Annotated in this window: 23 protein-coding genes and 1 pseudogene; 12 read left to right on the forward strand and 12 right to left on the reverse strand. The window is 57.5% G+C overall.

Going from position 1 to position 25254, the window contains the following annotated elements:
- Positions 1–12: 12 nt before the first annotated feature.
- Entirely contained in the window at positions 13–990 is a 978-nt protein-coding gene (locus tag HU749_RS01220; RefSeq protein ID WP_186649509.1) for an NADPH:quinone reductase, read from the forward strand.
- A 268-nt stretch (positions 991–1258) separates the two neighbouring features.
- On the opposite strand, the gene tsaC is transcribed toward HU749_RS01220, so the two are convergent.
- The 3 genes from tsaC to HU749_RS01235 all read right to left on the reverse strand — a co-directional run bounded on the left by tsaC (position 1259) and on the right by HU749_RS01235 (position 4079).
- On the reverse strand, positions 1259–1816 hold the full coding sequence (tsaC, locus tag HU749_RS01225) for an L-threonylcarbamoyladenylate synthase type 1 TsaC (RefSeq protein ID WP_018603585.1): 558 nt from the start codon (positions 1814–1816) through the stop codon (positions 1259–1261).
- A 61-nt stretch (positions 1817–1877) separates the two neighbouring features.
- Positions 1878–2972 carry a DNA-processing protein DprA gene (gene dprA, locus HU749_RS01230; protein WP_186649512.1) on the reverse strand — a complete coding sequence of 365 codons (1095 nt, stop codon included), beginning with the start codon at positions 2970–2972 and terminating at the stop codon, positions 1878–1880.
- A gap of 81 nt (positions 2973–3053) precedes the next feature.
- The gene (locus HU749_RS01235; protein ID WP_095974455.1) at positions 3054–4079 is read right to left on the reverse strand and encodes a LysM peptidoglycan-binding domain-containing protein; all 1026 of its coding nucleotides are present in this window, start codon (positions 4077–4079) and stop codon (positions 3054–3056) included.
- Positions 4080–4248: 169 nt separating this feature from the next.
- Here HU749_RS01235 and def point away from each other — a divergent pair, with 169 nt between their 5' ends.
- The 5 genes from def (at position 4249) to HU749_RS01260 (ending at position 8974) form a co-directional block, all read left to right on the forward strand.
- Positions 4249–4755 (forward strand): peptide deformylase, encoded by a 507-nt coding sequence (def, locus tag HU749_RS01240; protein WP_003196300.1) that lies wholly within the window; start codon positions 4249–4251, stop codon positions 4753–4755.
- Positions 4756–4826: 71 nt separating this feature from the next.
- The gene (gene fmt, locus HU749_RS01245) at positions 4827–5786 is read left to right on the forward strand and encodes a methionyl-tRNA formyltransferase (protein ID WP_186649514.1); all 960 of its coding nucleotides are present in this window, start codon (positions 4827–4829) and stop codon (positions 5784–5786) included.
- Positions 5783–7093: a 16S rRNA (cytosine(967)-C(5))-methyltransferase RsmB gene (gene rsmB, locus HU749_RS01250; protein ID WP_186649516.1), complete on the forward strand. Its 1311-nt coding sequence runs from the start codon at positions 5783–5785 to the stop codon at positions 7091–7093. Before fmt ends, rsmB begins: the two co-directional genes overlap by 4 nt.
- Positions 7094–7117: 24 nt before the next feature.
- A complete protein-coding gene (gene trkA / locus HU749_RS01255) occupies positions 7118–8491 on the forward strand; it encodes a Trk system potassium transporter TrkA (protein WP_046064669.1) in 1374 nt (457 codons plus the stop codon).
- A gap of 171 nt (positions 8492–8662) precedes the next feature.
- Positions 8663–8974 (forward strand): tetratricopeptide repeat protein, encoded by a 312-nt coding sequence (locus HU749_RS01260; RefSeq protein WP_095974457.1) that lies wholly within the window; start codon positions 8663–8665, stop codon positions 8972–8974.
- 20 nt (positions 8975–8994) lie between these two features.
- Here HU749_RS01260 and HU749_RS01265 read toward each other — a convergent pair whose 3' ends face one another.
- The 3 genes from HU749_RS01265 to HU749_RS01275 form a co-directional block, all read right to left on the reverse strand.
- Complete coding sequence (locus tag HU749_RS01265) at positions 8995–10167, reverse strand: MFS transporter (RefSeq protein ID WP_186649517.1); 1173 nt, start codon at positions 10165–10167, stop codon at positions 8995–8997.
- 277 nt (positions 10168–10444) lie between these two features.
- Positions 10445–11353 (reverse strand): DMT family transporter, encoded by a 909-nt coding sequence (locus HU749_RS01270; protein WP_186649519.1) that lies wholly within the window; start codon positions 11351–11353, stop codon positions 10445–10447.
- A gap of 3 nt (positions 11354–11356) precedes the next feature.
- Positions 11357–12331 (reverse strand): aKG-HExxH-type peptide beta-hydroxylase, encoded by a 975-nt coding sequence (locus tag HU749_RS01275; protein ID WP_186649521.1) that lies wholly within the window; start codon positions 12329–12331, stop codon positions 11357–11359.
- Between the two features lie 422 nt (positions 12332–12753).
- Here HU749_RS01275 and HU749_RS01280 point away from each other — a divergent pair, with 422 nt between their 5' ends.
- The 6 genes and pseudogenes from HU749_RS01280 to HU749_RS01305 all read left to right on the forward strand — a co-directional run bounded on the left by HU749_RS01280 (position 12754) and on the right by HU749_RS01305 (position 17602).
- On the forward strand, positions 12754–14760 hold the full coding sequence (locus tag HU749_RS01280; RefSeq protein WP_186649523.1) for a M10 family metallopeptidase C-terminal domain-containing protein: 2007 nt from the start codon (positions 12754–12756) through the stop codon (positions 14758–14760).
- Positions 14761–15116: 356 nt separating this feature from the next.
- A pseudogene (locus tag HU749_RS01285) lies at positions 15117–15292 on the forward strand (hypothetical protein); the annotation flags it as partial.
- A 193-nt stretch (positions 15293–15485) separates the two neighbouring features.
- Positions 15486–15797, forward strand: a complete 312-nt coding sequence (locus HU749_RS01290; protein ID WP_186649525.1) for a tetratricopeptide repeat protein — start codon at positions 15486–15488, stop codon at positions 15795–15797.
- A gap of 339 nt (positions 15798–16136) precedes the next feature.
- The gene (locus HU749_RS01295) at positions 16137–16616 is read left to right on the forward strand and encodes a hypothetical protein (protein ID WP_186649527.1); all 480 of its coding nucleotides are present in this window, start codon (positions 16137–16139) and stop codon (positions 16614–16616) included.
- A 12-nt stretch (positions 16617–16628) separates the two neighbouring features.
- On the forward strand, positions 16629–16871 hold the full coding sequence (locus tag HU749_RS01300; RefSeq protein ID WP_186649530.1) for a hypothetical protein: 243 nt from the start codon (positions 16629–16631) through the stop codon (positions 16869–16871).
- Between the two features lie 80 nt (positions 16872–16951).
- The gene (locus HU749_RS01305; protein ID WP_225919191.1) at positions 16952–17602 is read left to right on the forward strand and encodes a DUF2459 domain-containing protein; all 651 of its coding nucleotides are present in this window, start codon (positions 16952–16954) and stop codon (positions 17600–17602) included.
- A gap of 102 nt (positions 17603–17704) precedes the next feature.
- Here the strand turns inward: HU749_RS01305 and HU749_RS01310 are convergent, their stop codons facing one another.
- The 6 genes from HU749_RS01310 to HU749_RS01335 all read right to left on the reverse strand — a co-directional run bounded on the left by HU749_RS01310 (position 17705) and on the right by HU749_RS01335 (position 25246).
- Complete coding sequence (locus HU749_RS01310; protein WP_186649534.1) at positions 17705–19924, reverse strand: NACHT domain-containing protein; 2220 nt, start codon at positions 19922–19924, stop codon at positions 17705–17707.
- On the reverse strand, positions 19917–20564 hold the full coding sequence (locus HU749_RS01315) for a hypothetical protein (RefSeq protein ID WP_186649536.1): 648 nt from the start codon (positions 20562–20564) through the stop codon (positions 19917–19919). The genes HU749_RS01310 and HU749_RS01315 overlap by 8 nt, the downstream gene beginning before the upstream one ends.
- Before the next feature lie 542 nt (positions 20565–21106).
- A complete protein-coding gene (locus HU749_RS01320) occupies positions 21107–21469 on the reverse strand; it encodes a DUF6124 family protein (RefSeq protein WP_186649596.1) in 363 nt (120 codons plus the stop codon).
- 1178 nt (positions 21470–22647) lie between these two features.
- Positions 22648–23283, reverse strand: a complete 636-nt coding sequence (locus HU749_RS01325; RefSeq protein WP_014335862.1) for an SCO family protein — start codon at positions 23281–23283, stop codon at positions 22648–22650.
- Positions 23280–24179 carry a heme o synthase gene (gene cyoE / locus HU749_RS01330; RefSeq protein WP_046064684.1) on the reverse strand — a complete coding sequence of 300 codons (900 nt, stop codon included), beginning with the start codon at positions 24177–24179 and terminating at the stop codon, positions 23280–23282. The genes HU749_RS01325 and cyoE overlap by 4 nt, the downstream gene beginning before the upstream one ends.
- Positions 24167–25246: a COX15/CtaA family protein gene (locus HU749_RS01335; protein ID WP_186649538.1), complete on the reverse strand. Its 1080-nt coding sequence runs from the start codon at positions 25244–25246 to the stop codon at positions 24167–24169. Before HU749_RS01335 ends, cyoE begins: the two co-directional genes overlap by 13 nt.
- Between the last annotated feature and the right edge of the window lie 8 nt (positions 25247–25254).

The raw sequence follows: 25254 nt of genomic DNA on the forward strand, positions 1-25254 counted from the left end.
GAGAAAGTGAAGATGGCCAAACGTATCCAGTTCAGTTCCCACGGCGGTCCCGAAGTGCTCGAGTACGTCGATTACTCGCCTGCCGAGCCCGGCCCGCAGCAGGTGCGCGTCAGCAACAAGGCGATCGGCCTGAACTTCATCGACACCTACTACCGCAGCGGCCTTTATCCGCCACCGGCGTTGCCATCGGGCCTGGGTGCCGAAGGTGCAGGCGTGGTCGAGGCGATCGGCTCGGACGTCACGCGGTTCAAGGTCGGCGACCGGGTGGCGTATGGCAGCGGCCCGCTGGGGGCCTACAGCGATGTGCATGTGTTGCCTGAGGCCAACCTGGTGCATCTGCCCGAATCCATCAGTTTCGAACAGGCGGCCGGCGTGATGCTCAAGGGCCTGACCGTGCAGTATCTGCTGCGTCAGACCTATGAACTCAAGGGCGGCGAAACCATCCTGTTCCACGCCGCTGCTGGTGGCGTGGGTTCCCTGGCCTGCCAGTGGGCCAAGGCCTTGGGCGTGAAGCTGATCGGCACCGTGAGCTTGCCGGAAAAGGCCGCCATCGCCAAGTCCCACGGCGCGTGGGAAACCATCGACTACAGCAAGGAAAACGTCGCACAGCGGGTGCTGGAATTGACTGACGGCAAGAAGGTGCCCGTGGTGTACGACGGGGTTGGCAAGGACACTTGGTTGACGTCGCTGGACAGCGTCGCTCCCCGTGGCCTGGTGGTGAGCTTCGGCAATGCCTCGGGTGCGGTGGAAGGGGTGAACCTGGGAATTCTTGCGGCCAAGGGCTCGCTCTACGTCACCCGCCCGACCCTGGCGACGTACGCCAACAATGCCGAAAACCTGCAGCGCATGGCCGATGAACTGTTCGGGATGATCGCCAGCGGCAAGCTCAAGGTGGACATCAACCAGCGTTATCCACTGGCGGAAGCGGCCAAGGCCCAGGCCGAGCTGTCGGCGCGGCGCACGACGGGGTCGACCGTTCTCCTGCCGTGACTAAAAGGTCGCTGAAGAACCTGTGGGAGCGAGCTTGCTCGCGATAGCGGTGTATCAGTCAGCATCAAAGCCAACTGACCCGACGCCATCGCGAGCAAGCTCGCTCCCACATTCGGTCCATGATGTTCATAAACACTGTGTGCAACACAAAACCTTGTGGGAGCGAGCTTGCTCGCGATAGCGGTGTGTCAGTCAACATCAAAGTTAACTGACCCGACGCCATCGCGAGCAAGCTCGCTCCCACAGTGAGTTGTGCACGGGCAAAAAGTCAGTCCGGGCGCACGACCTTGCCAGTAGCCAGGTCGCGAATCACGCTGGGGTTTCTGCGCCCGCCCAGGTTGCCGCCCAGCACCAGGTCGATCTGCCCGCGGAAATACTGCTCGACGCGAATCCGCGTGCGCGCCGCCGGGCGTCCTTGGGGGTTGGCCGAGGTGGACACCAGCGGCCCGACCAGCGAGCACAAGTCGCGCACGGTGGGGTGGTCGCTGACCCGCAGCGCGACGGTGTCGTGTACCCCGGTGATCCATTCCGGCAGCAGGTTCTGGTGCGGCACCAGCCAGGTGTTGGGCCCCGGCCAGGTGCTGGCCATGCGGTCCATCCAGGTTTCGGGGAAGTCTTCGAACAGGAAGTCGAACTGGTGGATGTTGTCAGCCACCAGGATCAGGCCTTTGTCGGGCAGCCGCGACTTGATCGCCAGCAGGCGTTCCACCGCCTCCTCATTCCACGGGTCACAACCCAGGCCCCAGACCGCTTCGGTTGGATAGGCAATCACCGCCCCGGCGCGAATTTCTCGCGCGGCTTGTTGCACACGCCAACTGTTGACCATGAAAGATTCTCCCGCAACGCAAATAAGGCTGTGGGCAGTTTACCGATCTTCCCCATAAAACCTAGCGCGCAAACCAGCGTCCGTTGTTGCAGGTGGCGCGTCCTTCCATCTCCAGTTCGGTCAACGCCGCCAGCACTTTGGGCAAGCCCCAGCCACTGGCGTCGGCCAACGCCTCGCTGCTCAGCGGTGCGGCATGCAGCAGGCGCAGCAGCGGATGGGTCACGGGCACGGGCTCCGAGGCCGGCGACAACCGCTGCCAGCCGCGCAGCGCTTCGAGGATGTGCTCGACGGTTTCCACCAACGCCGCACCGTCGCGGATCAACTGATGGCAGCCCCGGGCCCCGGGGTGATGGATCGATCCAGGAATGGCATACACCTCGCGGCCCTGTTCCGCCGCCAGTCGCGCGGTGATCAGCGAACCGCTGGCGACACTGGCCTCCACCACCAGCACGCCCAGGGACAAACCGCTGATGATCCGGTTGCGGCGTGGAAAGTTGCTGGCATGGGGCGGTGCGTCCAACGGGAACTCCGACAGCACCGAGCTGCCCTGGGCAATCATCGCGTCCGCCAGCCGACGATTGCGCTGTGGATAAAAATTTTCCAGACCGGTGCCCAATACGCCGACGGTGCGCCCGCCAACATCCAACGCCGCCTGATGGGCCGCCGCATCGATGCCCAGGGCCAAGCCGCTGGTGATGACAAAACCGGCCCCGGCCAGGCTGCGGGAAAACGCCGCCGCCGTGTCCATGCCCGGCCGCGATGCCCGCCGACTGCCGACCATCGCCAGCTGGGGTTTTTCCAGGATCGAGGGGTCGCCAGCGACGAACAGCAGCGGCGGCGCGTCGCTGATCTGCGCCAGCAGCGCGGGGTAGTCGGGTTGGTCCCACATCAGTAAATGCTGGGCCGGGCCCTTTAGCCAGGCCAATGCATGGGCGGCGCCGTCACGCACATCCGGGTTGCGCCGCGCCTCGGCACAGGCCAGCGGCAAGCCCAGCGCGCGCCAGGCGCTGGCCGGTGCACTGATGGCCTTGGAGGCCGAGCCGAAGGCCTCCATCAGGGTCATGAAACGTTTGGGTCCCAGCTCCGGCAAGCAGTGAAGGCGTAGCCGGGCCTCCAGTTCCGCAGGGGACACCGGCGTAGATTCAGGTAATGGCATGCGATCAATCCTTGATCGTTATGAGCCCCGTTCAAACGGGAACAAGCTGTGGATAACTCTGTTGGTAACTTGTGAAACCCGTTATGGATTACGGACCTTGTCGAGCACCGCCAACGAGCGCGATGCGTATAGCACCAGGCCATAGCTGAGCTTGTCGTAGGTGCGGAAAACCATCAGCAGGCCGGCGCGCTCATCGGGGATCTTCACCCGCTCGCCCGTGATGCGGTCGCGTACGGTTTCACCGGTCTTCATCACCGCCAGCACATTGCCTTCGGCCAGCCCATCGCGGCGGCCCTTGTTCAGGGTGACCACGTCCAGCGCGCCGATCTGGGTCACGCCCCGGGGCACGTCCAGGATCAACCCGTGGATGTCTGATTTTGGCGCGCTTGGCATGAAGGTCGAGTTGATCGAGCGTTCTTCGCCACTGAACAGGCGATCACCCAGGCGCACTTCCTGGGTGGTGCGTTGCAGGGCCAGGGTGGTGACATCGCCTTCGGTGGCGACCACCTCGCCGCCGCCGATGTCGTCGGCGTTGATGCCCAGGAATTCCTTGGTCTCCGGGTCGGTGTAGACCTTGCCCTGGCGGAAGATGCCGTACGCCGACTGGCTGGCATCGAACGAGCCACGGGCAAAGACCCGATCCCCCATGCCGCTGAGCACCCGTTCGGCATTGCCGGCGACGACGTAGGGGGCCTTGTTGAAATCTTCAGGCGTGTCGACGATGCGGTTGCTCAGCAGGAAGCTGTTGATGGCTTGCAGCGGAATGCTCGGGATGGCGTCGGCCACTGGCGAACTGCGAATGCGCGGCGACAGCTTGATGGTGCCGCGCGAGGTGCCGCGGTTGAGGGTCAGGCGCGGCTGGCCGTTGACGTAGACCAGCGACAGGGTGTCGCCCGGATAGATCAGGTTGGGGTTTTCGATCTGCGGGTTGGCCTGCCACAGCTCCGGCCATTTCCACGGCTCGCGCAGGTATTTGCCGGAAATGTCCCACAGTGTGTCTCCCGTCACCACCGTGTATTGCTGGGGAAAACCTTCCCGAAGTTGCACTTGCCCGTGCGCGATACCTGCCGAGGCCAGGAGCAGCAGGGCGAGTAGTGATTTCCTCATGCGGTGAATCCCTTTATTATGTGCGTTCGCGTAAAACGCCAGAGCCCCCGTGGCTCGCTGCTTAAGGAGCTATTCTCCACAAGCGCATCGTTTTACAACGGTAGCCTGCATCCCAAGACACGCCAGGCCAGCCACCCGACTTTACCTCACACGTGCATTTATCAAGCTTATGGCCATTTTGAACATTCTCGAATTTCCGGACCCGCGCCTGCGCACTATCGCCAAACCAGTGGCCGTAGTGGACGACGAAGTGCGTCAGTTGGTCGATGACATGTTTGAAACAATGTATGAAGCGCCAGGCATCGGCCTCGCCGCGACCCAGGTCAACGTGCACAAGCGTATCGTCGTCATGGACCTCTCCGAAGACCGCAGCGAGCCGCGGGTGTTCATCAACCCCGAGTTCGAAACCCTGACCGACGAGATGGACCAATACCAGGAAGGCTGCCTCTCGGTGCCGGGCTTCTACGAAAACGTCGACCGCCCACAGAAGGTCAAGATCAAGGCCCTGGACCGTGACGGCCAGCCTTATGAACTGATCGCCGAAGGTTTGCTGGCGGTGTGCATCCAGCACGAGTGTGACCACCTCAACGGCAAGTTGTTCGTGGATTACCTGTCTACCCTCAAGCGTGACCGCATCAAGAAAAAACTGGAAAAACTTCATCGCCAGAATGCTTGATGCCCCCCTTCAAAGGCTTGCCGCGGCAAGCCTTTTTCTTTTTGCGACTGCTTTGTAATTGAGAGCTACCCATGACTGAGCCACTGCGCATCGTCTTTGCCGGCACTCCCGAATTTGCCGCCGAACACCTCAAGGCCCTGCTGGCCAGCCCCCACGAAATCGTCGCGGTCTACACCCAGCCTGACCGGCCAGCCGGTCGCGGGCAAAAACTGATGCCCAGCCCGGTCAAGCAACTGGCCCTGGAGCACGGCATCGAAGTGTTGCAGCCGCCGACCTTGCGCGATGCGCAAGCCCAGGCCGAACTGGCGGCGCTCAAGCCGGACTTGATGGTGGTGGTCGCCTACGGCCTGATCCTGCCCCAAGTGGTGCTGGATATCCCGCGCCTGGGTTGCATCAACAGCCACGCCTCGCTGCTGCCGCGCTGGCGCGGTGCCGCGCCGATCCAGCGCGCCGTGGAAGCGGGCGATGCCGAGAGCGGCGTGACCGTGATGCGCATGGAAGCCGGCCTGGACACCGGGCCGATGCTGCTCAAGGTCAGCACCCCCATCAGCGCCGAAGATACCGGTGGCAGCCTGCACGACCGCCTCGCGCTCATCGGCCCACCAGCCGTGGTCCAGGCGATCGCCGGCCTGGCCGCTGGCACCTTGCAAGGCGAAGTACAGGATGACAGCCTCGCCACCTACGCGCACAAACTGAACAAGGACGAAGCCCGCATTGACTGGAGCCGCCCAGCCGTTGAGCTGGAGCGCCTGGTGCGGGCCTTCAATCCTTGGCCGATCTGCCACAGCACCTTGAACGGCGAAGCGCTGAAAGTGCTGGCGGCCAGTTACGCCGAAGGGAAGGGCGCACCGGGTGAAATCCTCAGCGCCAGCAAGGATGGCCTGGTCGTGGCCTGCGGTGAACAGGCGTTGTGCCTGACACGCCTGCAACTGCCCGGTGGCAAGGCGCTGAACTTCAGCGATCTGTTCAACAGTCGCCGTGAGAAATTTGCCGTTGGCACTGTGCTCGGCCAAGCGACGGACGCCTCATGAACCCGCGTCTGGCCGCCGCCAAGGCACTTGCCGCCGTCCTCAGCGGAAAAGCCTCCCTCAACAGCTCCCTGCCGACCCAACTGGACAAGGTGGAAGACCGTGATCGCGGTTTCACCCAGGACCTGGCGTTCGGCACCGCCCGTTGGCAGCCGCGGCTGTCGGCCCTCGCGGCGAAGTTGTTGCAGAAGCCGTTCAAGGCCGCCGATGCCGACGTCGAGGCGCTGCTGCTGGTGGGGCTCTATCAATTGCTCTACACCCGCGTCCCGGCCCACGCCGCCATCGGCGAAACCGTGGGCTGCGCCGACAAGCTGAAGAAGCCCTGGGCCAAGGCCCTGATCAATGCCGTGTTGCGCCGCGCCCAGCGGGAAAGCGAAACCTTGTTGGCCGAACTGGAGCACGACCCGGTGGTCCGCACGGCGCACCCGCGCTGGTTGCAGAAATCCCTGAAGGCGTTCTGGCCCGAACAATGGGAAGCCATCTGCGCGGCCAACAATGCCCACCCGCCGATGATCCTGCGGGTCAACCGTCGCCACCATAGCCGCGACGCCTACCTGGCGTTGCTGGGCGAGGCGGGTATCCCGGCCATCCCGTGCCAGTACAGCCGCGACGGCATCGTCCTGGAAACCCCCGGCGATGTGCGTGCCTTGCCGGGCTTTGCCGAGGGCTGGATCAGCGTCCAGGACGAAGCCGCCCAACTGGCCGCCGACTTGCTGGACCTGGCGCCCGGCCAACGGGTGCTGGACGCCTGCTGCGCGCCGGGTGGCAAGACCTGTCACATCCTTGAGGTCGAGCCGAAGCTGGCTGGCGTGGTGGCGGTGGACCTGGAAGCCAAGCGCCTGGTGCGGGTGAAGGAAAACCTCGAGCGTCTGGGCCTGGAGGCCGAGCTGATCGCCGCCGACGGCCGCGACACCGCGACCTGGTGGGACGGCAAGCCGTTCCAGCGCATTCTCCTGGACGCGCCATGCTCGGCCACCGGCGTGATCCGCCGCCATCCGGACATCAAGCTCACCCGCCAGCCGGACGACATTGCGGCGCTGGCCGTGTTGCAGGGCGAACTGCTCGATGCCCTGTGGCCAACCCTGGAAGTGGGCGGCATGCTGCTCTACGCCACCTGCTCGACCTTGCCGACCGAGAACACCGACGTGATCGAAGCCTTCCTCGCCCGCACCCCAGGCGCCCGGGAGCTGGACATTGCCAGCCAGGCCGGCCTCAAGCAGCCCCATGGCCGCCAGTTGCTGGCCCAAGAGGGCGGACATGATGGGTTCTATTACGCCAAGCTGATCAAGATCGCCGCCGCACGCGGTTAAGACCGATTCGATAGGAGTGACTGGATGAAAATCATCATCCTCGGCGCAGGACAAGTCGGCGGTTCGCTGGCGGAACACCTGGCCAGCGAGGCCAACGACATCACCGTGGTCGACACCGACGGCGAACGCCTGCGTGACTTGGGTGACCGTCTCGATATCCGCACCGTACAAGGTCGCGGATCGTTGCCCACGGTGCTGCGCCAGGCCGGCGCCGACGACGCCGACATGCTCGTGGCCGTGACCAACAGCGACGAAACCAACATGGTCGCCTGCCAGGTCGCCCACACGTTGTTCCACACCCCGACCAAGATCGCCCGGGTGCGCGAAGCGTCCTACCTGACCCGCGCCGACCTGTTCGACAACGAAGCGATCCCGGTGGACGTGCTGATCAGCCCCGAGCAGGTGGTGACCAACTACATCAAGCGCCTGATCGAGCACCCCGGCGCCTTGCAGGTGATCGACTTTGCCGAAGGCAAGGCACAACTGGTGGCGGTCAAGGCCTACTACGGCGGGCCGCTGGTGGGCCAGCAACTGCGCCAGTTGCGCGAGCACATGCCGAATGTGGATACCCGCGTTGCGGCGATTTTCCGCCGTGACCGGCCGATCCTGCCCCAGGGCGACACGGTGATCGAAGCCGACGACGAAGTCTTCTTCATCGCCGCCAAAGCGAATATTCGCGCGGTCATGAGCGAAATGCGCCGCCTGGACGAGAACTACAAGCGCATCGTCATTGCTGGCGGCGGGCAGATCGGCGAACGCCTGGCCGAAGCCATCGAAAGCCGCTACCAGGTCAAGATCATCGAGATGAACCCGGCACGCTGCCGCTACCTCTCCGACACCCTCGACAGCACCGTGGTGCTGCAAGGCAGTGCCTCGGACCGCGACCTGCTGCTGGAAGAAAACATCGCCGATGCTGACATCTTCCTGGCCCTGACCAACGACGACGAAGCCAACATCATGTCGTCGCTATTGGCCAAGCGCCTGGGGGCGAAGAAGGTCATGACCATCATCAACAACCCGGCCTACGTCGACCTGATCCAGGGCGGCGACATCGACATCGCCATCAGCCCGCAACTGGCAACCATCGGCACCTTGCTGGCCCACGTGCGCCGCGGCGACATCGTCAGCGTCCACTCCCTGCGCCGCGGCGCGGCCGAAGCCATCGAGGCGATTGCCCACGGCGATGCCAAGTCCAGCAAAGTGATCGGCAAGGCTATCCGCGACATCGGCCTGCCACCGGGCACCACCATCGGCGCGATCATCCGCGACGAAGAAGTCCTGATCGCCCACGACGACACCACCATCCAGACCGGCGACCATGTAATCCTGTTCCTGGTGGACAAGAAGCACATTCGCGATGTCGAGAAGCTGTTCCATGTGGGGTTGAGTTTCTTCTGACCAGAAACAACCCTGTGGCGAGGGGATTTATCCCCGCTGGGTTGCACAGCAGCCCCCAAAACCAGGCAACTCGGTGTGCCAAGAAGATTGAGTTAACTGCTTTAGGGCCGCTGCGCAGCCCAACGGGGATAAATCCCCTCGCCACAGGAACAGAACGCAGGAGACTTAAAGATGCTCGACTCCCTGGAAAAAATGCTCGCCAAGGGTGTGGACAACGCCCTGCTGCGCTTCGGCCTGGGCAAGGGCTACCTGGACCTCGGCGAATTCCCCCGCGCCGCCGAACACTTCCAACGCTGCGTCGAACTCGACCCCAAGTACTCGGCAGCCTGGAAACTCCTAGGCAAGGCCCACCAAGGCCAAGGCGACCTACCGGCAGCCCGCCAAGCCTGGGAGCAAGGCCTGGAAGCCGCCCGCGCCCATGGCGACAAACAGGCCGAAAAAGAAATGACCGTGTTCCTCAAAAAACTGGATCGCCACCCCTGAACTCACACAAAACAAGACTATCAGGCACCCGCTGTTACCGGGCTCGTGTGCCCCTGGGCAAAGCGAGTCGCCGATGTCTGCAGCAATAGGACAATGGACAAGGTAATCATCAGAAACGGTATCAACCACGCGCTCTCGATCAATGCCAGCTGCAGGCTGAGGATTAACAGCAGGACCGGCGTTGCGAGGGCATTCGCCCGGCTAACACACGCACCAACGGCAGCCTCGCTGTAGCGGTAGGCAATGGCTGCTCGGATATGCACCCGCGCACCGCCAAAGGCCATGCCAAGGATAAGCAGGCTCAGCGCCTTGAGCACCAGGGTATCTGGCACCATAAACCATACCGCTGCGGAAATGACGGCCAGCCCGATCAGCCCCGAGAGAAATACCGATAGATTGCGACCGGTATTACTCAGAATGATCAGCACTCCCACCAACGCCATCCCCATGCCAAACACTGCATCCAGCACACCAAGCTCAAATAGCGCCCAGCCATGGCTCGACACATACACGGGAAGCATGAAGTTGAAGGCACCGAGGATTGGCCAGATCAGTACCATCGGCACAAACAGGGTGAGTGGAAGCTTGGCTGGCGCAACTGTCTCGCTAGCCTCTTGTGCCACCACCGAGAGACCATGGCGGATGTAACAAATCGCTGATACCAGCAGGAATCCTGCGCCCAGAAAAATGAAGAACCCCATACCCGGCAGGATCGGCATCAAGCCGGCTGCCAACAACGGCCCAATCATCAGGGCCGCTTGACCGGTTGCAGTGGTTGCACCACTGATTCGCCTGACAGAGGCTTGATCCATACCGCGCTGAACCTGGGTGAACCACATATCCAAACTGGCTTCGAGCAGCATGAAAACCAGCCAGACAAAGAGGTTGGCGGCTAGTAGAGCGATGGTGATGTCTCGGCTTGCCCCTACCACCAGGCTGAGACCGGCCAGACAAAACGTAAACCAGCTGCTCATTTTTCGCCCGTTCATTCGCGCCGACAGCCGCTTGATAATCACCGGCGTGATGAAGGCCGGAATGAAGGAGCAAAAAATCGCCAAGGCCAAAGGCAAATAACCACCTTCGTTCTGGTTGAGGATGGTCCACGTCAGGGAGACCACCAATGCCCCGGAACATAGGCGGTAAGCCGTTGAGCAGACTAAAAAAATGACCAATTCTTTTGAAAAGTTCTTCATGAAGATTTCCCTATCGTGAGCGTTTCGGCATGACGGAAGCGAACGGCATCCTTGAGCGTTGTGAACGACCGCTTGGACCATGATCAATACTGGCCATAGCGTTTTTGTGCACGCTAAAACCCCGTTTTTAAGACACTTTGAAAGTTAAACTAACGAGCAAAAAATGCATTCCAGAATGACCAGTGGAACGCACTTTTTTTTTGGGCGGTTTGGCCGAAGCGGCATTGAAGTGGTGCATGCGTTCCTGCGGCCAATTTTAAACCTGAGCAAGGTCGTGTCATCTTTGTATGGCGGTCTTGTTAGACAACTGCTCAATGCTGTGTCTTAGGTTGAACAAGATCACGCCGCAGAAAACCAAGCCTATCGATAGAATGACTGTTCCGTTTATCGGGTAGCTGAAAAACAGGTAGGAAATGATGATGGCGAAAAACGGAACCAGCAAACCAATGGGGGCCACGGTGGAGCCGGAATATTTTCTGATGTTGTAGTTCCATATCCAGTACCCCAGCAGAGTCGTCACGTAAGACTGTGAGATCAGCGACACTATGACTTTGTAGTTTATCGCATCCTTCAGACTATAGAATGACTCGGCACCTTCAAAGTACAAGGCAAGAACAAATAGAACTGGAAGGCTAAATAAGAAGCTCCAAACCATAAAGGGTAGCAGGTCTTTAGGCTTGTATTTTTGAATAATGAAAGTACACAGGCTAAAGCAAAAAGCTGCGAGCAAGCAGATAGCAATACCCAGCGGATCTGAACCCTCATTGTTATTAATTAGCATCAAGAAAAGACCAGAGAGTGATATCGCGAGGGCGATAATGCTGATGTTGGAAGCTCTTTCCTTAAAGGCAATCAGGCCAATGATAAATGTAATGAATGCGCTGAGCTGAATGATCAGGGATACAGTGCCGGGAGAGGTGCCAGTATAGATGGCAATGTTGGCGCACCCCCATATTCCGCCACCAAACAATATTCCATAGGCGGCGAGCACATAAGCTGGAATCTTAGGTCTTGGCATGAAAAATACAAACGGGAAGACGCAAAGCGAAAACCTGATGAAGGTCATCACGAAGGGTTTGATTTGTTCAAGCCCTACTTTAATCAAGGCGAAGTTTCCCCCCCAGATCAGCGCCACTAGCAATAAGAATGCGTAATCATGTGGGGCGATTTTTTTAAAACTGTTCATTGCTCAGAATCCACTTTTCAGCATGTCATCATAGACATTACGAAAAGGTGATATTTTGGTCATTTCCTGCAAGCACTCATCGAAAATCTGTTGTCCCATGGGCGTCAACACACCGTCCCGCTTGATCTGCGCTGCGGTCGCGAAAAATCTCTTCTCAGCCACCCGCCCTTTCTCAAGCGCCTCCTCTGCGAGTTTTCCAGGCGCTATTTTCCCCAAGCCAGCCATCGCCAGTGCAATTCTAGCCAGTACGAAAAGTGCGTGAAATATACCGAGCATGGGACGTGCATCAGGCCTGAATGGCGCTGTGTATAATTCACTCTCTGGATTCAAAACAAACTTATCATCTGTGCTTTTTAAAAACAGTCTTAAATGGGCGGCCTCATGGACTACCTGTTGTGCGTAATAGATGGGGCTATGGACTTCATCGGCCCATATCAAAACCAGCCCTAATAAATTGTAACTGCTGGCCGATCTGACATGGTATTCATCACCAGGGCCGGTCAAGACTATTTCATCTATTAGGATCTCAGCTTCATTGTAGAGGTCTATCGATTGGGCCTTGAGAAGTTCTATGCCTGCGATTAATTTGGCTTTCTCTATCTCAGCAACATCAGCGCCGATGAAACCAATGCTGATTTTGCCAGACGCCTCTTCTCGTACTTCATCGGCAACCAAGTCGATTTCTTCTTTTCGGTTGTTTTCAGAGAAGCCAGAAACCCTGAATCCTTCTGATCCATGCCTTTCGTTTTGCTTGGCTTCTTGAAAAAACTGTAAGCCTGAATCTGCATCGTTGGCTTGCAAGCTTTTGATGCACTTATTGTAGAATGCGAAAGACTTCCAAGACAGCTTGGTCACAGAGTCGGATTTTTGATAGTCATCATTAAACACGCTTGCCAAGTAGCTCATCGACTCTTTGTATTGATTGAGCAATGCGTAGGAATCTTGGCGATACTCTTCATTTGTGATTAAGATGCTCACTTGATTTCTCCTTGAAAGCGGACTCTCCATAAAAAGAAGGACCGCCATAGCGATATGGCAGTCCTTCTAATAAATCACCGTCGAAATTTATTCGCCGATAGATTTGTTTACGCTCGACAGCGCAACCATTGCAGTCAGGCTCAGTGCGGATTGAGATACGATCAGTTTGGACATATCGAGTTTCATAAAAAGCTCCATTTTTTTGAAAGATTATGCCGTTCGCATTTCATTGCAAGGCAGAGCGAAACTAACATAACCATTTTGATAAACGACACTATTATTTCTTTGCGTCATATACCCATTTGCTATATTGGATCCAATTTTCAAGAATATAGGTTGTCGCTTGGTCGTTGAAGGCAAAATGGCAACCTGACTGAGCCGTGTCTATAGTTTTTGGCGCCAAATCTATCGGAGGCTTGGACATGAGCCAGAGCATTTCGCCCGCCGCTTCAACTGCGCAAAAAACAGGCATGGTCGCCACGACCTTATGGGGCTCGGACAAAATCGCAGGTATCGCGGTCGATCCGGACGGTGCTATCTGGCTTGGCGCTTATAGTCGCCTGGGGCTGGGAGGCGAAGAGGATTCAAGCTTCACCGGCAGCCTGGTCCGGTTCAATGCCAACGGTAGCCTGGACCGCAACTTCAGTGGCGACGGTAGATCCCTGCTCCCTGTGTCGCTCGATATCGAGGACGGCGGTAATGCCGCCGTGCAGCCGGAAGGGGGCTACCTGGTGGCGCGCTACGTGAACGTAGACAATGTCTGGGTGTCGGGCATCAGTCGTAACTTGGCCGACGGCAGCCTCGATACGAGTTTCGGGAACGGCGGCACCGTGACAGTGCCTTTCTATTGGAATGAAGATCTAGGCCAGCAAGCGTCGTTCTCCGTGCAACGCGACGGCAGCTTCTTCGCAAGCGCTGGGTATCCGTCCGGGGAGATCTATATCGCCCGCTTCGACGCAACGGGGACCTTGGTCTCGTCTTTTGGAGAGGCTGGGGTCCTGCACCTACCCGCGTCCGTCGGCATTCACCCCAGTGGCACGTTCGACGTTTCGCTGCAGGGAGACGGGAAGGTATTGGTCACCGGGCAAGATACCCTGACCCGCCTCAACCCCGACGGTACTCTGGATAGCAGCTTTGCGAACGGGGGCAGCCTGGCCCTGGATGTTCAAGCAGACGCCCTCGTCATCCAGGATGACGGCAAAATCCTGCTGGCGGGCGCCTCGGGCGCCTCGGGCGCCTCGGGCGGCGTGGCGACCGTCGTCCGACTCAATGCCGACGGCTCGCTCGACACCGGTTTCGGCGATCAGGGGCGGGTCAGTTGGGGCTCGGAAAGCGCTCCTTTCGCAGTCGCCGACATGATCGTACTGGCCGACGGCAAGCTATTGATTGGTGGAAGCCAAGGTACAAGCGCGGACGGCTATCTGGCCGCCTTGGTTCAGTTGACCCCCGACGGTCGCCTGGACCACAGCTTTGGCAATCCCGACGACGGCTATTACCACCTTGACGGTGGCGGCGATGCTGACTTCTTGCTCGGTACCGACTCGTTCGACGATGCGATCCTTGGCGGGGCCGGTAACGATCTGCTCGACGGCCAGCAAGGTCGTGACCTGCTGACGGGCGGTGCCGGGGCCGATACCTTCCGTTACCAGTCAGTCACAGACAGTTATCGAACCGCCACCGCGGCCCATAGCGACCGAATCACCGACTTCGACCCCAGCACCGATACGCTCGACCTTTCCTCCCTGGGCTTCCTCGGGCTGGGCAACGGACAGGACGGAACGCTGGCGATACGCGTCAATGAAAGCGGGACGCGGACTTACCTCAAAAGCTTCGAGGCCAACGCCGATGGGGAACGCTTCGAAGTGGTCTTCGACGGTAACTTGGGCCAAGCGCTGAATGAAGCCAACCTCGTGTTTCAGCAAGCCAGGTTGACGGGCACCCAGGGGGCCGATCGTTTACAAGGCAACGCTCGCGGCGAAATCATCGAAGGGTTGGCGGGCGATGATCGCCTTTATGGAGCGCTAGGCAATGATGTATTGGTTGGCGCAGAGGGCCGGGACCTATTAGCGGGTGGTGGTAACAACGATGTGTTCCGCTTCGACGCACTGAGCGACAGCTACCGTACCGCCACCGAAAACCACACTGATCGCCTGATTGACTACACCGTGGGTGAAGACACGATCGACTTGTCCGCCTTGGGCTTTACCCGGCTGGGGAATGGTTACAACGGCACGTTGGACGTGATTTTCAATGAAGCTAAGGACCTGACTTACTTGAAGAGCTATGAAGCTGATGCCTCTGGGGCTCGATTCGAGTTGAGCTTGGTGGGGGACCACTCTGGTTACGGTAACTTGAACATCACCTTCGCCGAGCCTTCGGAAGAGGAGGCTATTCGGTTGGTCGGAGTGGCTGACGACGTCTGGGTGTAGAACGCAAACTTGACCAGTTGAGATCGCCACTCCTGACTTCGCATAGGACCGCTTTTGTGGCGAGGGAGCTTGCTCCCGCTTGAGTGCGCAGCACTCACAAAAAAGCCCACCCCCAATCCACTGCCAATCCGCTAAAAGCTCAGCCGACGCAAAATCTGTGGGAGCAAAGCTTGCTCGCGATGGCGGTAGACCAGCCAAACCCGTTGTCGACAGACTTGCCCCAATCGCGAGCAAGCTTTGCTCCCACAGGTTTGTGGCTTAACGGATCTGCATTTCCTGCTCCCCGGTCCAGTAAAAATGAAATGATTTGAACCCAATCCGCTCGTTGTAGAGAATCGCCACCTTTACCCCAAAAGGACCCCAGGTATTCGGCAGCATGGAAACTACTGGGCAGGCCCACCAAGGCCAAGGCGACCTACCGGCAGCCCGCCAAGCCTGGGAGCAAGGCCTTGAAGCCGCCCGGGCCCACGGCGACAAACAAGCCGCAAAAGAAATGACCGTGTTCCTCAAAAAACTGGATCGCCACCCCTGAACGCCACGCACCTGTGGCGAGGGAGCTTGCTCCCGCTTGAGTGCGCAGCACTCACAAAAAAGCCCACCCCCAATCCACTGCCAATCCGCTAAAAGCTCAGCCGACGCAAAATCTGTGGGAGCAAAGCTTGCCCGCGATTGCTATCGAACTCCCAACCAATCAATCACTGACACAACGGATAAGGATGCCCGCCATGCTCGACTCTCTGGGGAAAATGCTCGCCAAGGGTGTGGATAACTCCCTGCTGCGCTTCGGCCTGGGCAAGGGCTACCTCGACCTCGGCGAATTCGCCCGCGCCGCCGAACACTTCCAACGCTGCGTAGAATTCGACCCCAGGTATTCGGCAGCATGGAAACTACTGGGCAAGACCCACCAAGGCCAAGGCGACCTACCGGCAGCCCGCCAAGCCTGGGGACTAGGCCTTGAAGCCGCCCGGGCCCACGGCGACAAACAAGCCGAAAAAGAAATGACCGTGCTCCTCAAAAAACTGGATCGCCACCCCTGAACGCCACGCACCTGTGGCGAGGGAGCTTGCTCCCGCTTGACCGGGCTGGCGCTCCAGTGCGCAGCACTCACAAAAAAGCCCACCCCCAATCCACTGCCAATTCGCTAAAAGCTCAGCCGACGCAAAATCTGTGGGAGCAAAGCTTGCTCGCGATAGCGGTAGACCAGCCAAACCAGATGTCGACAGACCTGCCCCAATCGCGAGCAAGCTTTGCTCCCACAGGTTTGTGGCTTAACTGACCGGCATTCCCCGCCCCCCGGTCCAGCAAGATGAAATGATTTGAATCCAATCCGCTCGTTGTAGAGAATCGCCACCTTTTACCTCGAAAGGAAACGAGCGATGAAGTTCGAAGGGACTTTCCAATACATGGGCAATCACGGGGTCGTCTTCAACGTCTCGCAGATCACCCTCACCGACAGCGAACGCGGACGCTTGCGCGAGCTGCATTTTGGCGAAGCGAAAAGTGCCCACTATGAAGTCAACAGCAAGGTCGTCGAGGTGTACGACAAGATGCTGGCCAAAAACCTGCCGTGCGTGATGATGATCGGCATCTCCAAACCGCTCACCCGGCAACAGGGCGATGCCCTCAACGCCCAGCGCACCACGATCGCCAACCTTGCAACCACGGCCTTCACTGCCGCCGCCAAGGCCGTGGCCCCCTATTACGTGGCGGCATCTGTAGGGGCCGGTGTGCGCACGTATGCCAATGAAATCCTGCCCACCTACCATGCGGGTGACGTACTGGTCAGCATCGAGGCGCAGGTCAACGGCGGCATCGGCCCGCAACGCACTCTCTCGACATTGATCATCAAGACCTGACTGGAGACGTACATGTCCGTAATTACTCAATTGGTCATTGCCTTGGTGGTGTCCTTTCTGCTCGATCGATTCCTCAAACCCTATCTGCTACGCAAGTGGCTAGGCGTGGTGTTGGTGGCGACGGGTGCGGTTGGCTGCGTTTTGGCCGGTGAGACCCGCGTGTTGGGGTTTGATCTGGGGTTGCTGTCGGCTTTTGCCGTGGCGATAGGGATGGGGTTGTTCATGAAGCGGCGGCGGTTTGAGGAGGTTGGCTGAGCGGGAAAGGCGGATGGATTAATATCAGAAAATAAATCCGTCCTCTTAAGTGGTCCCCTTAAGTGAGCGAGCCCTTGTATATGCGCATTGTAATGCTAGCCCTGGTCCTCACGCTGTTCGGCTGCGCTACCGCGTCGGACCCGCCGAGGGGCGAGGGTGGCGATTGGCGGTCCTTCTATGTAGTGAATCATGGCCTGCATGCTGGGTTGGCAATTGCGCGCCCCGATCTGCTTCAGGTGCTTCCCGCACTGGCCGAAGAATTCAGCGACGGCGACTTCGTCGAGTTCGGCTGGGGTGACGAGGATTTTTACCGAGCCCCAGAGGCCACCTTGAGCCTGGCCCTGCGAGCCTTGTTCGGGTCGACGGCAACCGTGCTGCATGCGGTCAAGATCGACGGGGACCCCAGGCGGCGCTTCGCCGCAAGCGAGGTCATCGAGGTGCGGGTGACGGAGGATGGCTACCGACGACTGCTCGCGTTCGTGGCCGGGACCGTCACCCACTCAGCGACGGGCGCTTTGGTGGTGCTCGGGCCCGGCCTGTATGGAGAGAGCCGGTTCTACCAGGCCGAGGGTAGCTATTCGCTGTTCTATACCTGCAATACCTGGGTCGCAGAGGCGCTGGCCGCGAGCAACTGCCCAATGTCGCCTACAGCGGTGATTACGGCGGGGAACGTCATGTCGCAGTTACGCCGGGCGACAGCGGTCGGTGCATCCTGCCTGGCTACCCGCTAACCCGTGCCTTGACTGAAAAAGGGACAGAATTATTTGGCTGGAAATAAATCTGTCCCCTTTTTGTTTAGAGATACCTTTGATGTTAACAATACCTCCAAAAACTTAAGCGTCCGTCTCCGCTATATATGCCTCGATATCATTATAAAGTTGTGCCGTATCTGGCTCATTAGAGATTTTTTGCAGCAACTGAGGTCTTTTGACATGGTAAAAATACGATGGACGCCCTGACGCGACACGTTCTTCCTTTCGAAGGAAATCATGTTTTAAGAGTAACTCTGACAAAACTGGCCATAGCGCGTCGTCAGTGATTTTTTTTGCCAAGACATCATCACCATCTTCTCGAAACCAATAACCACGATATCGTATAGCTCTATCGAGAAGCTTAAAAATCGAATGATCTAATGTTTTTGGAGGCTCGTTATCTTCTTGTGTTTCCCCTCCTACATTGGCCGAGAAGCTTTTCAAAAGTTTAACTATTTCTTCAGGGTCAGAAATTAACGATACGCCGTTGCCGCTCTCGTTCTCCATCTGAACATACGATGGCTGCAATGACATGTTAATCTGCGATCTATCGTCAAGAACTACCCCTCCAATCATACACTCATCGAAAATTACATTGGTAACATCCGCCTCCCTCACATCTAATTGATTTATGCTACAGTTTTTCAGGGTAAAGCCACTTGCTATACCACGAATAAGAGCATCGTCAATTTGCTGCCCCTTCAATCCGAAATTCGGTATCAAATCACCAAAGGGCGCACAGCACAGCAAGAGAGCCGATAGATTCCTCGCCCCACGATCTGTGCCTAAATAGGTATTCAGGAGAATGAAAGCAGACTCCATGAAATCAACAAGCTCTATTTTATCTTTTGTGGCGAGCTCATCCAGCACATTAGAAAAAGTAACAAGAAAGTCAGCGCTCAATAAATTCCTGCGGAGGAATTTAGGGACTTCTTTGTTTTTAATTAATGATATCGTTTCAAGCCCAAGGAAATAATTTTGCAGTTGCGAATGGGAGAAACGTCTGTAGCGAGGCCGTTCATCGGAGGTTAAAAACGCCATAACTAAAGCGCGATTTTGGAGAAGCCGGTTTATATCTTCAGGAACACTATCATTCAACGCAGCTTCGGCAGCCCATTTAATGGTTGTTTCATCTGCCGACTCCGTTTGATTGTCTGCCATATCCCTCGCTATTTCACCAAGAAAACTCAAGACGAATTTTTGTCGTTGCGCTTCCGTCAATACAGCCTCTACTGGCTGACCAAATTTACTGGTTTCTCGCATAATCATTAAATTGATCAGATTTGAGAGTGAACCTTCCGTCTCGGATAGCCCACCAACGAGCCCATTTTCCCCCAGATGCCTTAGGAATATTGGCCTTAAAGCAAACGAACCAGGCTGGAGCAACTCATCCAAATCATTTAATCTGTCATCCGTCCACCCTTGGTGTTTTAACCAAGCAAATGCAGCCTCTGTGCTAGGAGATTGTAATGTCACGGAGTCAATAATATCGGTTGTTTTGAGAGCCTTGATATCACGTACAAGCCTATCGCGACCGATGAATGTTTCACGTCCTGCGAGAATTAAACTCCCTTCTCCTCTTATTTGATTGATAAGATCTCCCACCTGTGCCCAGGCAGTCTCATAACCCGAAGGATCACCCAACTCATCAAAGCCATCGATCGCTATAGTTACTAAACCATTCCTCACGAGTATAGGCACTTGGTCGTAAGTCACACGAAGCCGTAAAGTTTGCAAGCTGAAAGCAATTAGATCCTGAAGGAATGTCAGTACTCTGCCACGACTTTGAACATGTAAAACCAATGGCTTTTGGGTTCGTTTAAAGCTGGCTGCTCTTTTTAATGAAAGTTGCTTTATGAATTCAGTTTTACCTATCCCCGCAGGCCCATCAATTAGAAGTATTCGAGCTGTATCATTAGAGTGACTTTTATCAAGCTCATCCTCTACTCCAGAGAAGTCCATTACCGTATTTGCTGAGTGTAAAAAGCCAAGCACAGGAATTGATCGTGGCTGAGAAGCTGATTCTTCGGTTAGAACGCTTAGTTGAACTGATGCCCAATCTCTAAGGTTGCCAAATCTATCCGAAGCAAGTAGAGCTTTATAATTTATGTGCTTGGTTTCAGGCTCATCATTGATCCGCTCACATATATTTCCGTTAGCGAGAAACCGGAGATTTATGTTGTCACCATATCGTATGAGGCGGGCTACAATTTCTTCGCCTTCGACCGCCAATTTGGGGGGGGGAACTCCCAAGTCAGAAAAGGACGCTAGGTCATCCAGCAGCAGCTCTTGATCAATCATTCCAACCTCCTTCCAACATTAACCCGTCCAAAAGCACTTTGCTTTTTACTACGCTTCTCTTTCGCAGTAGATATACCTTTCCACCATGACGGTCTTTCCAAGCTTCCGCAGTAAAAATTGGTGGAACTAAGTCATCATCTTCCGCTAAAACGATTGACCAATCCTTCGGCTCGCTGAAAGCCAGACTTAGTAGATCAGCAGCCAATGCCGTATCGACCATTTTTTCTCCAACGTTATCTCCACCTCTATCTCTTAACGTCCCTGGCAGATGGATATTGTGTGATCTTAGAACCCTGTGTGAAAGGCCCGCTACTAATAAATCCCCATAAGCAACGTCCGGGCTTATAACTACGTTCGGATACCTAGAGATAGTGGAAAAGTCCGCTTTGGCTATGGCCGTCACAACGGCACTTTTGTTGGGAGTCCATTGATACCCCTTACTCCAGCCATGATACAGCCTTAATGTAACCTTGTATCTCAACTTGCTATCAAGTTTGTTTAGAGCCTTGCTTAACGCAGCCACTGTTTTTTGAAGCGTCCGAGTTGCTTGCTCCATCTTGTCGCTTAATTTATCCGCGCCACAGTTATGCATCTGTGACTTCCAATCAATCAGTGCTGTAACCGATATACCACTGGGCATCATCTAATTCCATTTGGCCATAAATGATTTTTATATTGATACCTTACGTATAAAATATAAAAACTTCATATCCTTCCAGCTCAACCACCTAGGTCCGATACGCTAAAAACCCGTTGGTAGTAACTACTCAGCATAGGGAGCTTGGCGTCTAGCAGCAAGCGTAGGTTTGCCTGCGTACCAAAGGATATATTTCAGTGTTTTCCAGATGAGACTCGCGCTGGTTGTAATCTGCTCGTTGCCTGAGCCAGCTGCCCGCGTACTGACTGCCAAAACGCCTTTCTTGCGCGCTGCTACGTGAAATCTGAGCCCGAAACTCTCTGCTCAAAATAAAGACTTCAATCTCTGGCGCGTACTTTTCTGCCGTGGAAACGGTGGTCATTTTTCAACAGAATCGGCCGTTTGCAGCCTATCGCTAGGAAGGACAATGGCGGGATATACGGGAAAAGAATTTGAGAATATTTAGAGCTTATTCGTCCGCGTCTACGGATGGAAAAACCAAAACCCGACGCAAAACGTCGGGTTTTTTCATTGGCGAAAAAGTGCTACTGCCGCGGCTCCACGTTATCCAACACCCGATTCGCCAGCAACGAACTCAGCTCAATCAATTGCTGGATACCCTGCGCCACATGACGCCTCGATCCATCCAGATCAAACGCCAGGTCACTCACCATGGCATCAGCCGAAGCCAGGGTTTCGCTGAGGTTGGCGAGCAGGCATTCGTTATCGAGGCCTTTCACGACGGTGTATAGCTGCCCTGGTTTGGGGGCGTCTTGGGATTTGTCCGGTTTCGGTAGCAGGTAGTGATCGAGCACCCGTTTGGTGGTTTCGTCTTGCTGCTTGGCTTTGGATTTTGCGGATTGTGGGGTGGGGTCTGCATCTGGGGGATTTGGAGTTGCTTTGAACATTTGAATATTTCCATTTAGTAGGGCCGCAACCGCCTCGCTACTAAACGAAATGGTGGCAGCTGTGCGCAAGTTAGTAGACCGGTGAAATACACAAAGCCCGGCGCGCCCGAGGGCGCCATGCGCACAGCTACCATCGAGTGCAGGCAAATGCCCGACTGATGAGACCTGTGCAACCGCCGTGTATTTCCTGGGCTACTAAACCCGACCACTGATGGGCAGTGGCAGGAAGACAATAGAACCCGGGGACAAGGCGCACAAGCGGGCGGATTCTGGCGTAGTTGTAGGCAAAGGCGCAAGGATGCGTAGCTTGATAGAGGTGTGTAGGTCGGGGCTGTAGGAGGGAGACTTTTTGGTGATGCGGGCGGGTTGTTTGGCTCTGGGACCGTGTCGTTTTCATCGCGAGCAGGCTCGCTCCCACAGGGGGATTGGGGCTGTTGCAGATACTGTGTTCACCGCCGCCCAGTGTGTGCGAGCTTGCTCGCGAAGAGGGTGGCACATTCAATATTGATGCAAGCTGACCCGCCGCTTTCGCGAGCAAGCCCGCTCCCACAGGGGAGTTGGGTTGAATGCAGTATTTGTGAACACCCCAGGTTGGATGTGGGGGGCTTGCCCGCGGGGATACATTCAGTACTGATGCAAGCTGACCCGCCGCTTTCGCGAGCAAGCTCGCTCCCACAGTGGGTGGCGTTGGGCTGGATATTCGGCTCGACACTAACCCCTGTGGTGAGGGGGGCTTACTCCCGCTGGTCTGAGTAGCAGGCCTCTGCATTTTTCCAGGCCAACTGCATTGTCTGGTTTTGCGGCTGCTGCGCAGCCGAGCGGGAGCAAGCTCCCTCGCCACGGGGGTGTCTGGGCGGGTGTCATCGCGAGCAGGCTCGCTCCCACAGGGGGATTGGGGGTGTTGTAGATATTGTGTTCACCACCGTCCGGGGTGGGAGGGGGCTTGCTCGCGATAGCTATCTAGAGCGGAAATGACGGTGTTCCTGAAACAACTGGATTGGTAGGAGTTGGTAGGGGCTGGTAGGAGCTGTCGAGTGAAACGAGGCTGCGATCTTGCCCCAGACAATTGAGTCATGAGTGAAAGATCAAAATCAAAAGATCGCAGCCTCGTTTCACTCGACAGCTCCTACACAGCTCCTACAGGTGGGGCGAGTCCCCGCGCTATAAAGGTTGCGCCGTTATTTACGCTTGAGCATCTCCGGCAACTGCGCCACCAACTTCTGGTTATTCAACGGCGCGCGAATGAACCCACGCTGGGTGCCGTCCGGGCCAATCACGGCGAGGTTGCCGCTGTGATCAACCGTGTAGTTGGGTTTGCTGGTGTCCGCCGGGATGAACGGAATGCTCACTGCATTGGCGAGTTTCTGCAGGTCTTCCACTGAGGCGGCGGTCAGCCCGATGAACTGCGGATCGAAGTACCCCAGGTACTGCTTGAGTTGCTTGGGCGTGTCGCGGTTGGGGTCGACGCTGACCAGTACGATCTGCAACTTATCCACAGCCTCGGGCGGCAGTTCGCTTTTGATCTGGCGCAGTTGGGCGAGGGTGGTCGGGCAGATGTCCGGGCAGAAGGTGTAGCCGAAGAACAGCAGGCTCCATTTGCCTTTCAACCCGTCCATCGCCACCGGTTGGCCGTCCTGGTCGGTCATTTTCACGTCCGGCAGGTTGCGGCTCTGGGGCAGCAGGATGATGCCGGCGTCGATCAGCGCGGTCGGGTCGCCCTGGCCTTTGCCGGACAGCACCTTGTTGATGGTCAGGCCGAGGATCACTGCGATCACGGCCGCGAGGATGAAGACGGTTTTCTGGGTTCGAGTCATAGGCTCAACAGTAAGTAGTGATCTACAAGCAGGGCGATGAACAGCAGGAACAAGTACCAGATAGAGTACTTGAAGGTGTTGATCGCCGCGTGCGGCCGACTGCCACGGTACAACACCACGGCCCATTGCAGGAACCTGCCGCCCAGCACCAGGGCACAAATCAGGTACAGCATCCCGCTCATCTGGATCACGAACGGCATCAGGCTCACCGCCAGCAGCACCAGGGTGTACAGCAGGATATGGATCTTGGTGTAGTGCTCGCCGTGGGTCACCGGCAGCATCGGGATGTCAGCCTTGGCGTATTCCTCCTTGCGGTGAATCGCCAGGGCCCAGAAATGCGGCGGGGTCCAGGCGAAGATGATCAGCACCAGCAGCAGTGGTTCGGCGCTGACATGACCGGTGGCCGCGACCCAGCCCAGCAGCGGTGGTGCCGCGCCAGCCAGGCCGCCGATGACGATGTTCTGCGGCGTCGCCCGTTTCAGGAAACCGGTATAGATCACCGCATAGCCCAGCAACGAGGCCAGGGTCAGCCAGGCGGTCAGCGGGTTGGTGAAGGCCAGCAGCATGGCCTGGCCGGCCACGGCCAGTGCCACGGCGAAGGTCAGTGCGGCGGTGGGTGAGATTCGCCCTTCGGCCAGTGGTCGTTTGTGGGTGCGGGCCATCACCGCGTCGATGCGCCGGTCCACCACATGGTTGACCGCCGCCGCGCCACCGGCACACAGGGCGATGCCCAGGTTGCCGAACACCAGGACCGTCCACGGCACCCCGGCGCGGGTGGCGAGGAACATGCCGACCAGCGAGGTGATCAGCATCAGCACCACCACTTTGGGCTTGGTCAGCTCCAGGTAATCGCGCCAGATCGCTTGGCTGTGGCGTTCACCGGTCAAGGTTGCCATGGCATCTCTCCTTTTATTGTTATGGGGCTGGCGCCGTGTTTAGGCGGGTTGAACCGCCAGCGCAGCGGGACTTGATGCTTGACCCGGACCAGGCTGGTACGGGCGTGATAGTTGACCAGCACCAAGGTCAGCAGCAGTGCGGCGCCCCCGGCGTTGTGGGCGACGGCCACCGGCAACGGCAGATGGAACAGCACGTTGCTGATGCCCAGGGTGATCTGCGCCGCCAGCGCGGCCAGCACCAGCCCGGCCAAGCGGGTCATGCCGACGGTTTTCAATTGCCAGGCCAGCCCCAGCAGCACCACGGTCACCAGCAAGGCGCCGATGCGGTGGGTCAGGTGGATGGCGGTGCGGGCGTCGCTGTCCAGTTGCCCGCCCAGGTAGTTCGGGCCGATGTGCTGGGTCAGGTGGAAGCCGTTGGCAAAATCGGCCGGTGGCAGCCATTGGCCGTGGCAAGTGGGGAAATCGATGCAGGCCACCGCCGCGTAATTGGAGCTGACCCAACCGCCCAGGGCGATCTGGCCGATCACCAGCAGCAGCCCGGCGGTGGCCCAATGTTGCAGGCGCTTGGGCACGGTCAGCGCCGGCAACACGCCGGACAAGCGCAAGGTGAGCAGGAACAGCAGGCTCAACGTCGCGAAGCCGCCGAGCAAATGCCCGGTGACCACCTGTGGCCATAGCTTCAGCGTGACGGTCCACATGCCGAACGCCGCTTGCGCGAAGACCACGGCCAGTAGGAACAGCGGCAACTTCACAGGCTGGCCGGGGCGGCTACGGTTCATCCAGGCCCGGGCGGCTAGCACGGTAATCATCAACCCCAGGGCACCGGCGAAATAACGATGGACCATCTCGTTCCAGCCTTTATGGGCCTCCACCGGAGTGTCGGGGAAATGCAACTCGGCATGGGCCAGTTGGGCTTCGCTCTTGGGCACGCTGATGAACCCGTAGCAACCGGGCCAGTCCGGGCAGCCGAGGCCGGCGTGGGTCAGCCGGGTGTAGGCGCCCAACAATACGACGATCAGTGCCAGCAACGTGGCAAACAGCGCGAGGCGAAATCCAGGTTTGGCCATGTCGATGC

It is taken from the genome of Pseudomonas ogarae, assembly GCF_014268695.2.
GTDB lineage: Bacteria > Pseudomonadota > Gammaproteobacteria > Pseudomonadales > Pseudomonadaceae > Aquipseudomonas > Aquipseudomonas kilonensis.

Bases quoted from the DNA above. Each gene is read 5' to 3' on its own strand.
- HU749_RS01220 (WP_186649509.1), top strand. From the start codon at position 13: ATGGCCAAACGTATCCAGTTCAGTTCCCACGGCGGTCCCGAAGTGCTC.
- tsaC (WP_018603585.1), bottom strand. From the start codon at position 1,816: ATGGTCAACAGTTGGCGTGTGCAACAAGCCGCGCGAGAAATTCGCGCC.
- dprA (WP_186649512.1), bottom strand. From the start codon at position 2,972: ATGCCATTACCTGAATCTACGCCGGTGTCCCCTGCGGAACTGGAGGCC.
- HU749_RS01235 (WP_095974455.1), bottom strand. From the start codon at position 4,079: ATGAGGAAATCACTACTCGCCCTGCTGCTCCTGGCCTCGGCAGGTATC.
- def (WP_003196300.1), top strand. From the start codon at position 4,249: ATGGCCATTTTGAACATTCTCGAATTTCCGGACCCGCGCCTGCGCACT.
- fmt (WP_186649514.1), top strand. From the start codon at position 4,827: ATGACTGAGCCACTGCGCATCGTCTTTGCCGGCACTCCCGAATTTGCC.
- rsmB (WP_186649516.1), top strand. From the start codon at position 5,783: ATGAACCCGCGTCTGGCCGCCGCCAAGGCACTTGCCGCCGTCCTCAGC.
- trkA (WP_046064669.1), top strand. From the start codon at position 7,118: ATGAAAATCATCATCCTCGGCGCAGGACAAGTCGGCGGTTCGCTGGCG.
- HU749_RS01260 (WP_095974457.1), top strand. From the start codon at position 8,663: ATGCTCGACTCCCTGGAAAAAATGCTCGCCAAGGGTGTGGACAACGCC.
- HU749_RS01265 (WP_186649517.1), bottom strand. From the start codon at position 10,167: ATGAAGAACTTTTCAAAAGAATTGGTCATTTTTTTAGTCTGCTCAACG.
- HU749_RS01270 (WP_186649519.1), bottom strand. From the start codon at position 11,353: ATGAACAGTTTTAAAAAAATCGCCCCACATGATTACGCATTCTTATTG.
- HU749_RS01280 (WP_186649523.1), top strand. From the start codon at position 12,754: ATGAGCCAGAGCATTTCGCCCGCCGCTTCAACTGCGCAAAAAACAGGC.
- HU749_RS01290 (WP_186649525.1), top strand. From the start codon at position 15,486: ATGCTCGACTCTCTGGGGAAAATGCTCGCCAAGGGTGTGGATAACTCC.
- HU749_RS01295 (WP_186649527.1), top strand. From the start codon at position 16,137: ATGAAGTTCGAAGGGACTTTCCAATACATGGGCAATCACGGGGTCGTC.
- HU749_RS01300 (WP_186649530.1), top strand. From the start codon at position 16,629: ATGTCCGTAATTACTCAATTGGTCATTGCCTTGGTGGTGTCCTTTCTG.
- HU749_RS01305 (WP_225919191.1), top strand. From the start codon at position 16,952: ATGCGCATTGTAATGCTAGCCCTGGTCCTCACGCTGTTCGGCTGCGCT.
- HU749_RS01310 (WP_186649534.1), bottom strand. From the start codon at position 19,924: ATGATTGATCAAGAGCTGCTGCTGGATGACCTAGCGTCCTTTTCTGAC.
- HU749_RS01315 (WP_186649536.1), bottom strand. From the start codon at position 20,564: ATGCCCAGTGGTATATCGGTTACAGCACTGATTGATTGGAAGTCACAG.
- HU749_RS01320 (WP_186649596.1), bottom strand. From the start codon at position 21,469: ATGTTCAAAGCAACTCCAAATCCCCCAGATGCAGACCCCACCCCACAA.
- HU749_RS01325 (WP_014335862.1), bottom strand. From the start codon at position 23,283: ATGACTCGAACCCAGAAAACCGTCTTCATCCTCGCGGCCGTGATCGCA.
- cyoE (WP_046064684.1), bottom strand. From the start codon at position 24,179: ATGGCAACCTTGACCGGTGAACGCCACAGCCAAGCGATCTGGCGCGAT.
- HU749_RS01335 (WP_186649538.1), bottom strand. From the start codon at position 25,246: ATGGCCAAACCTGGATTTCGCCTCGCGCTGTTTGCCACGTTGCTGGCA.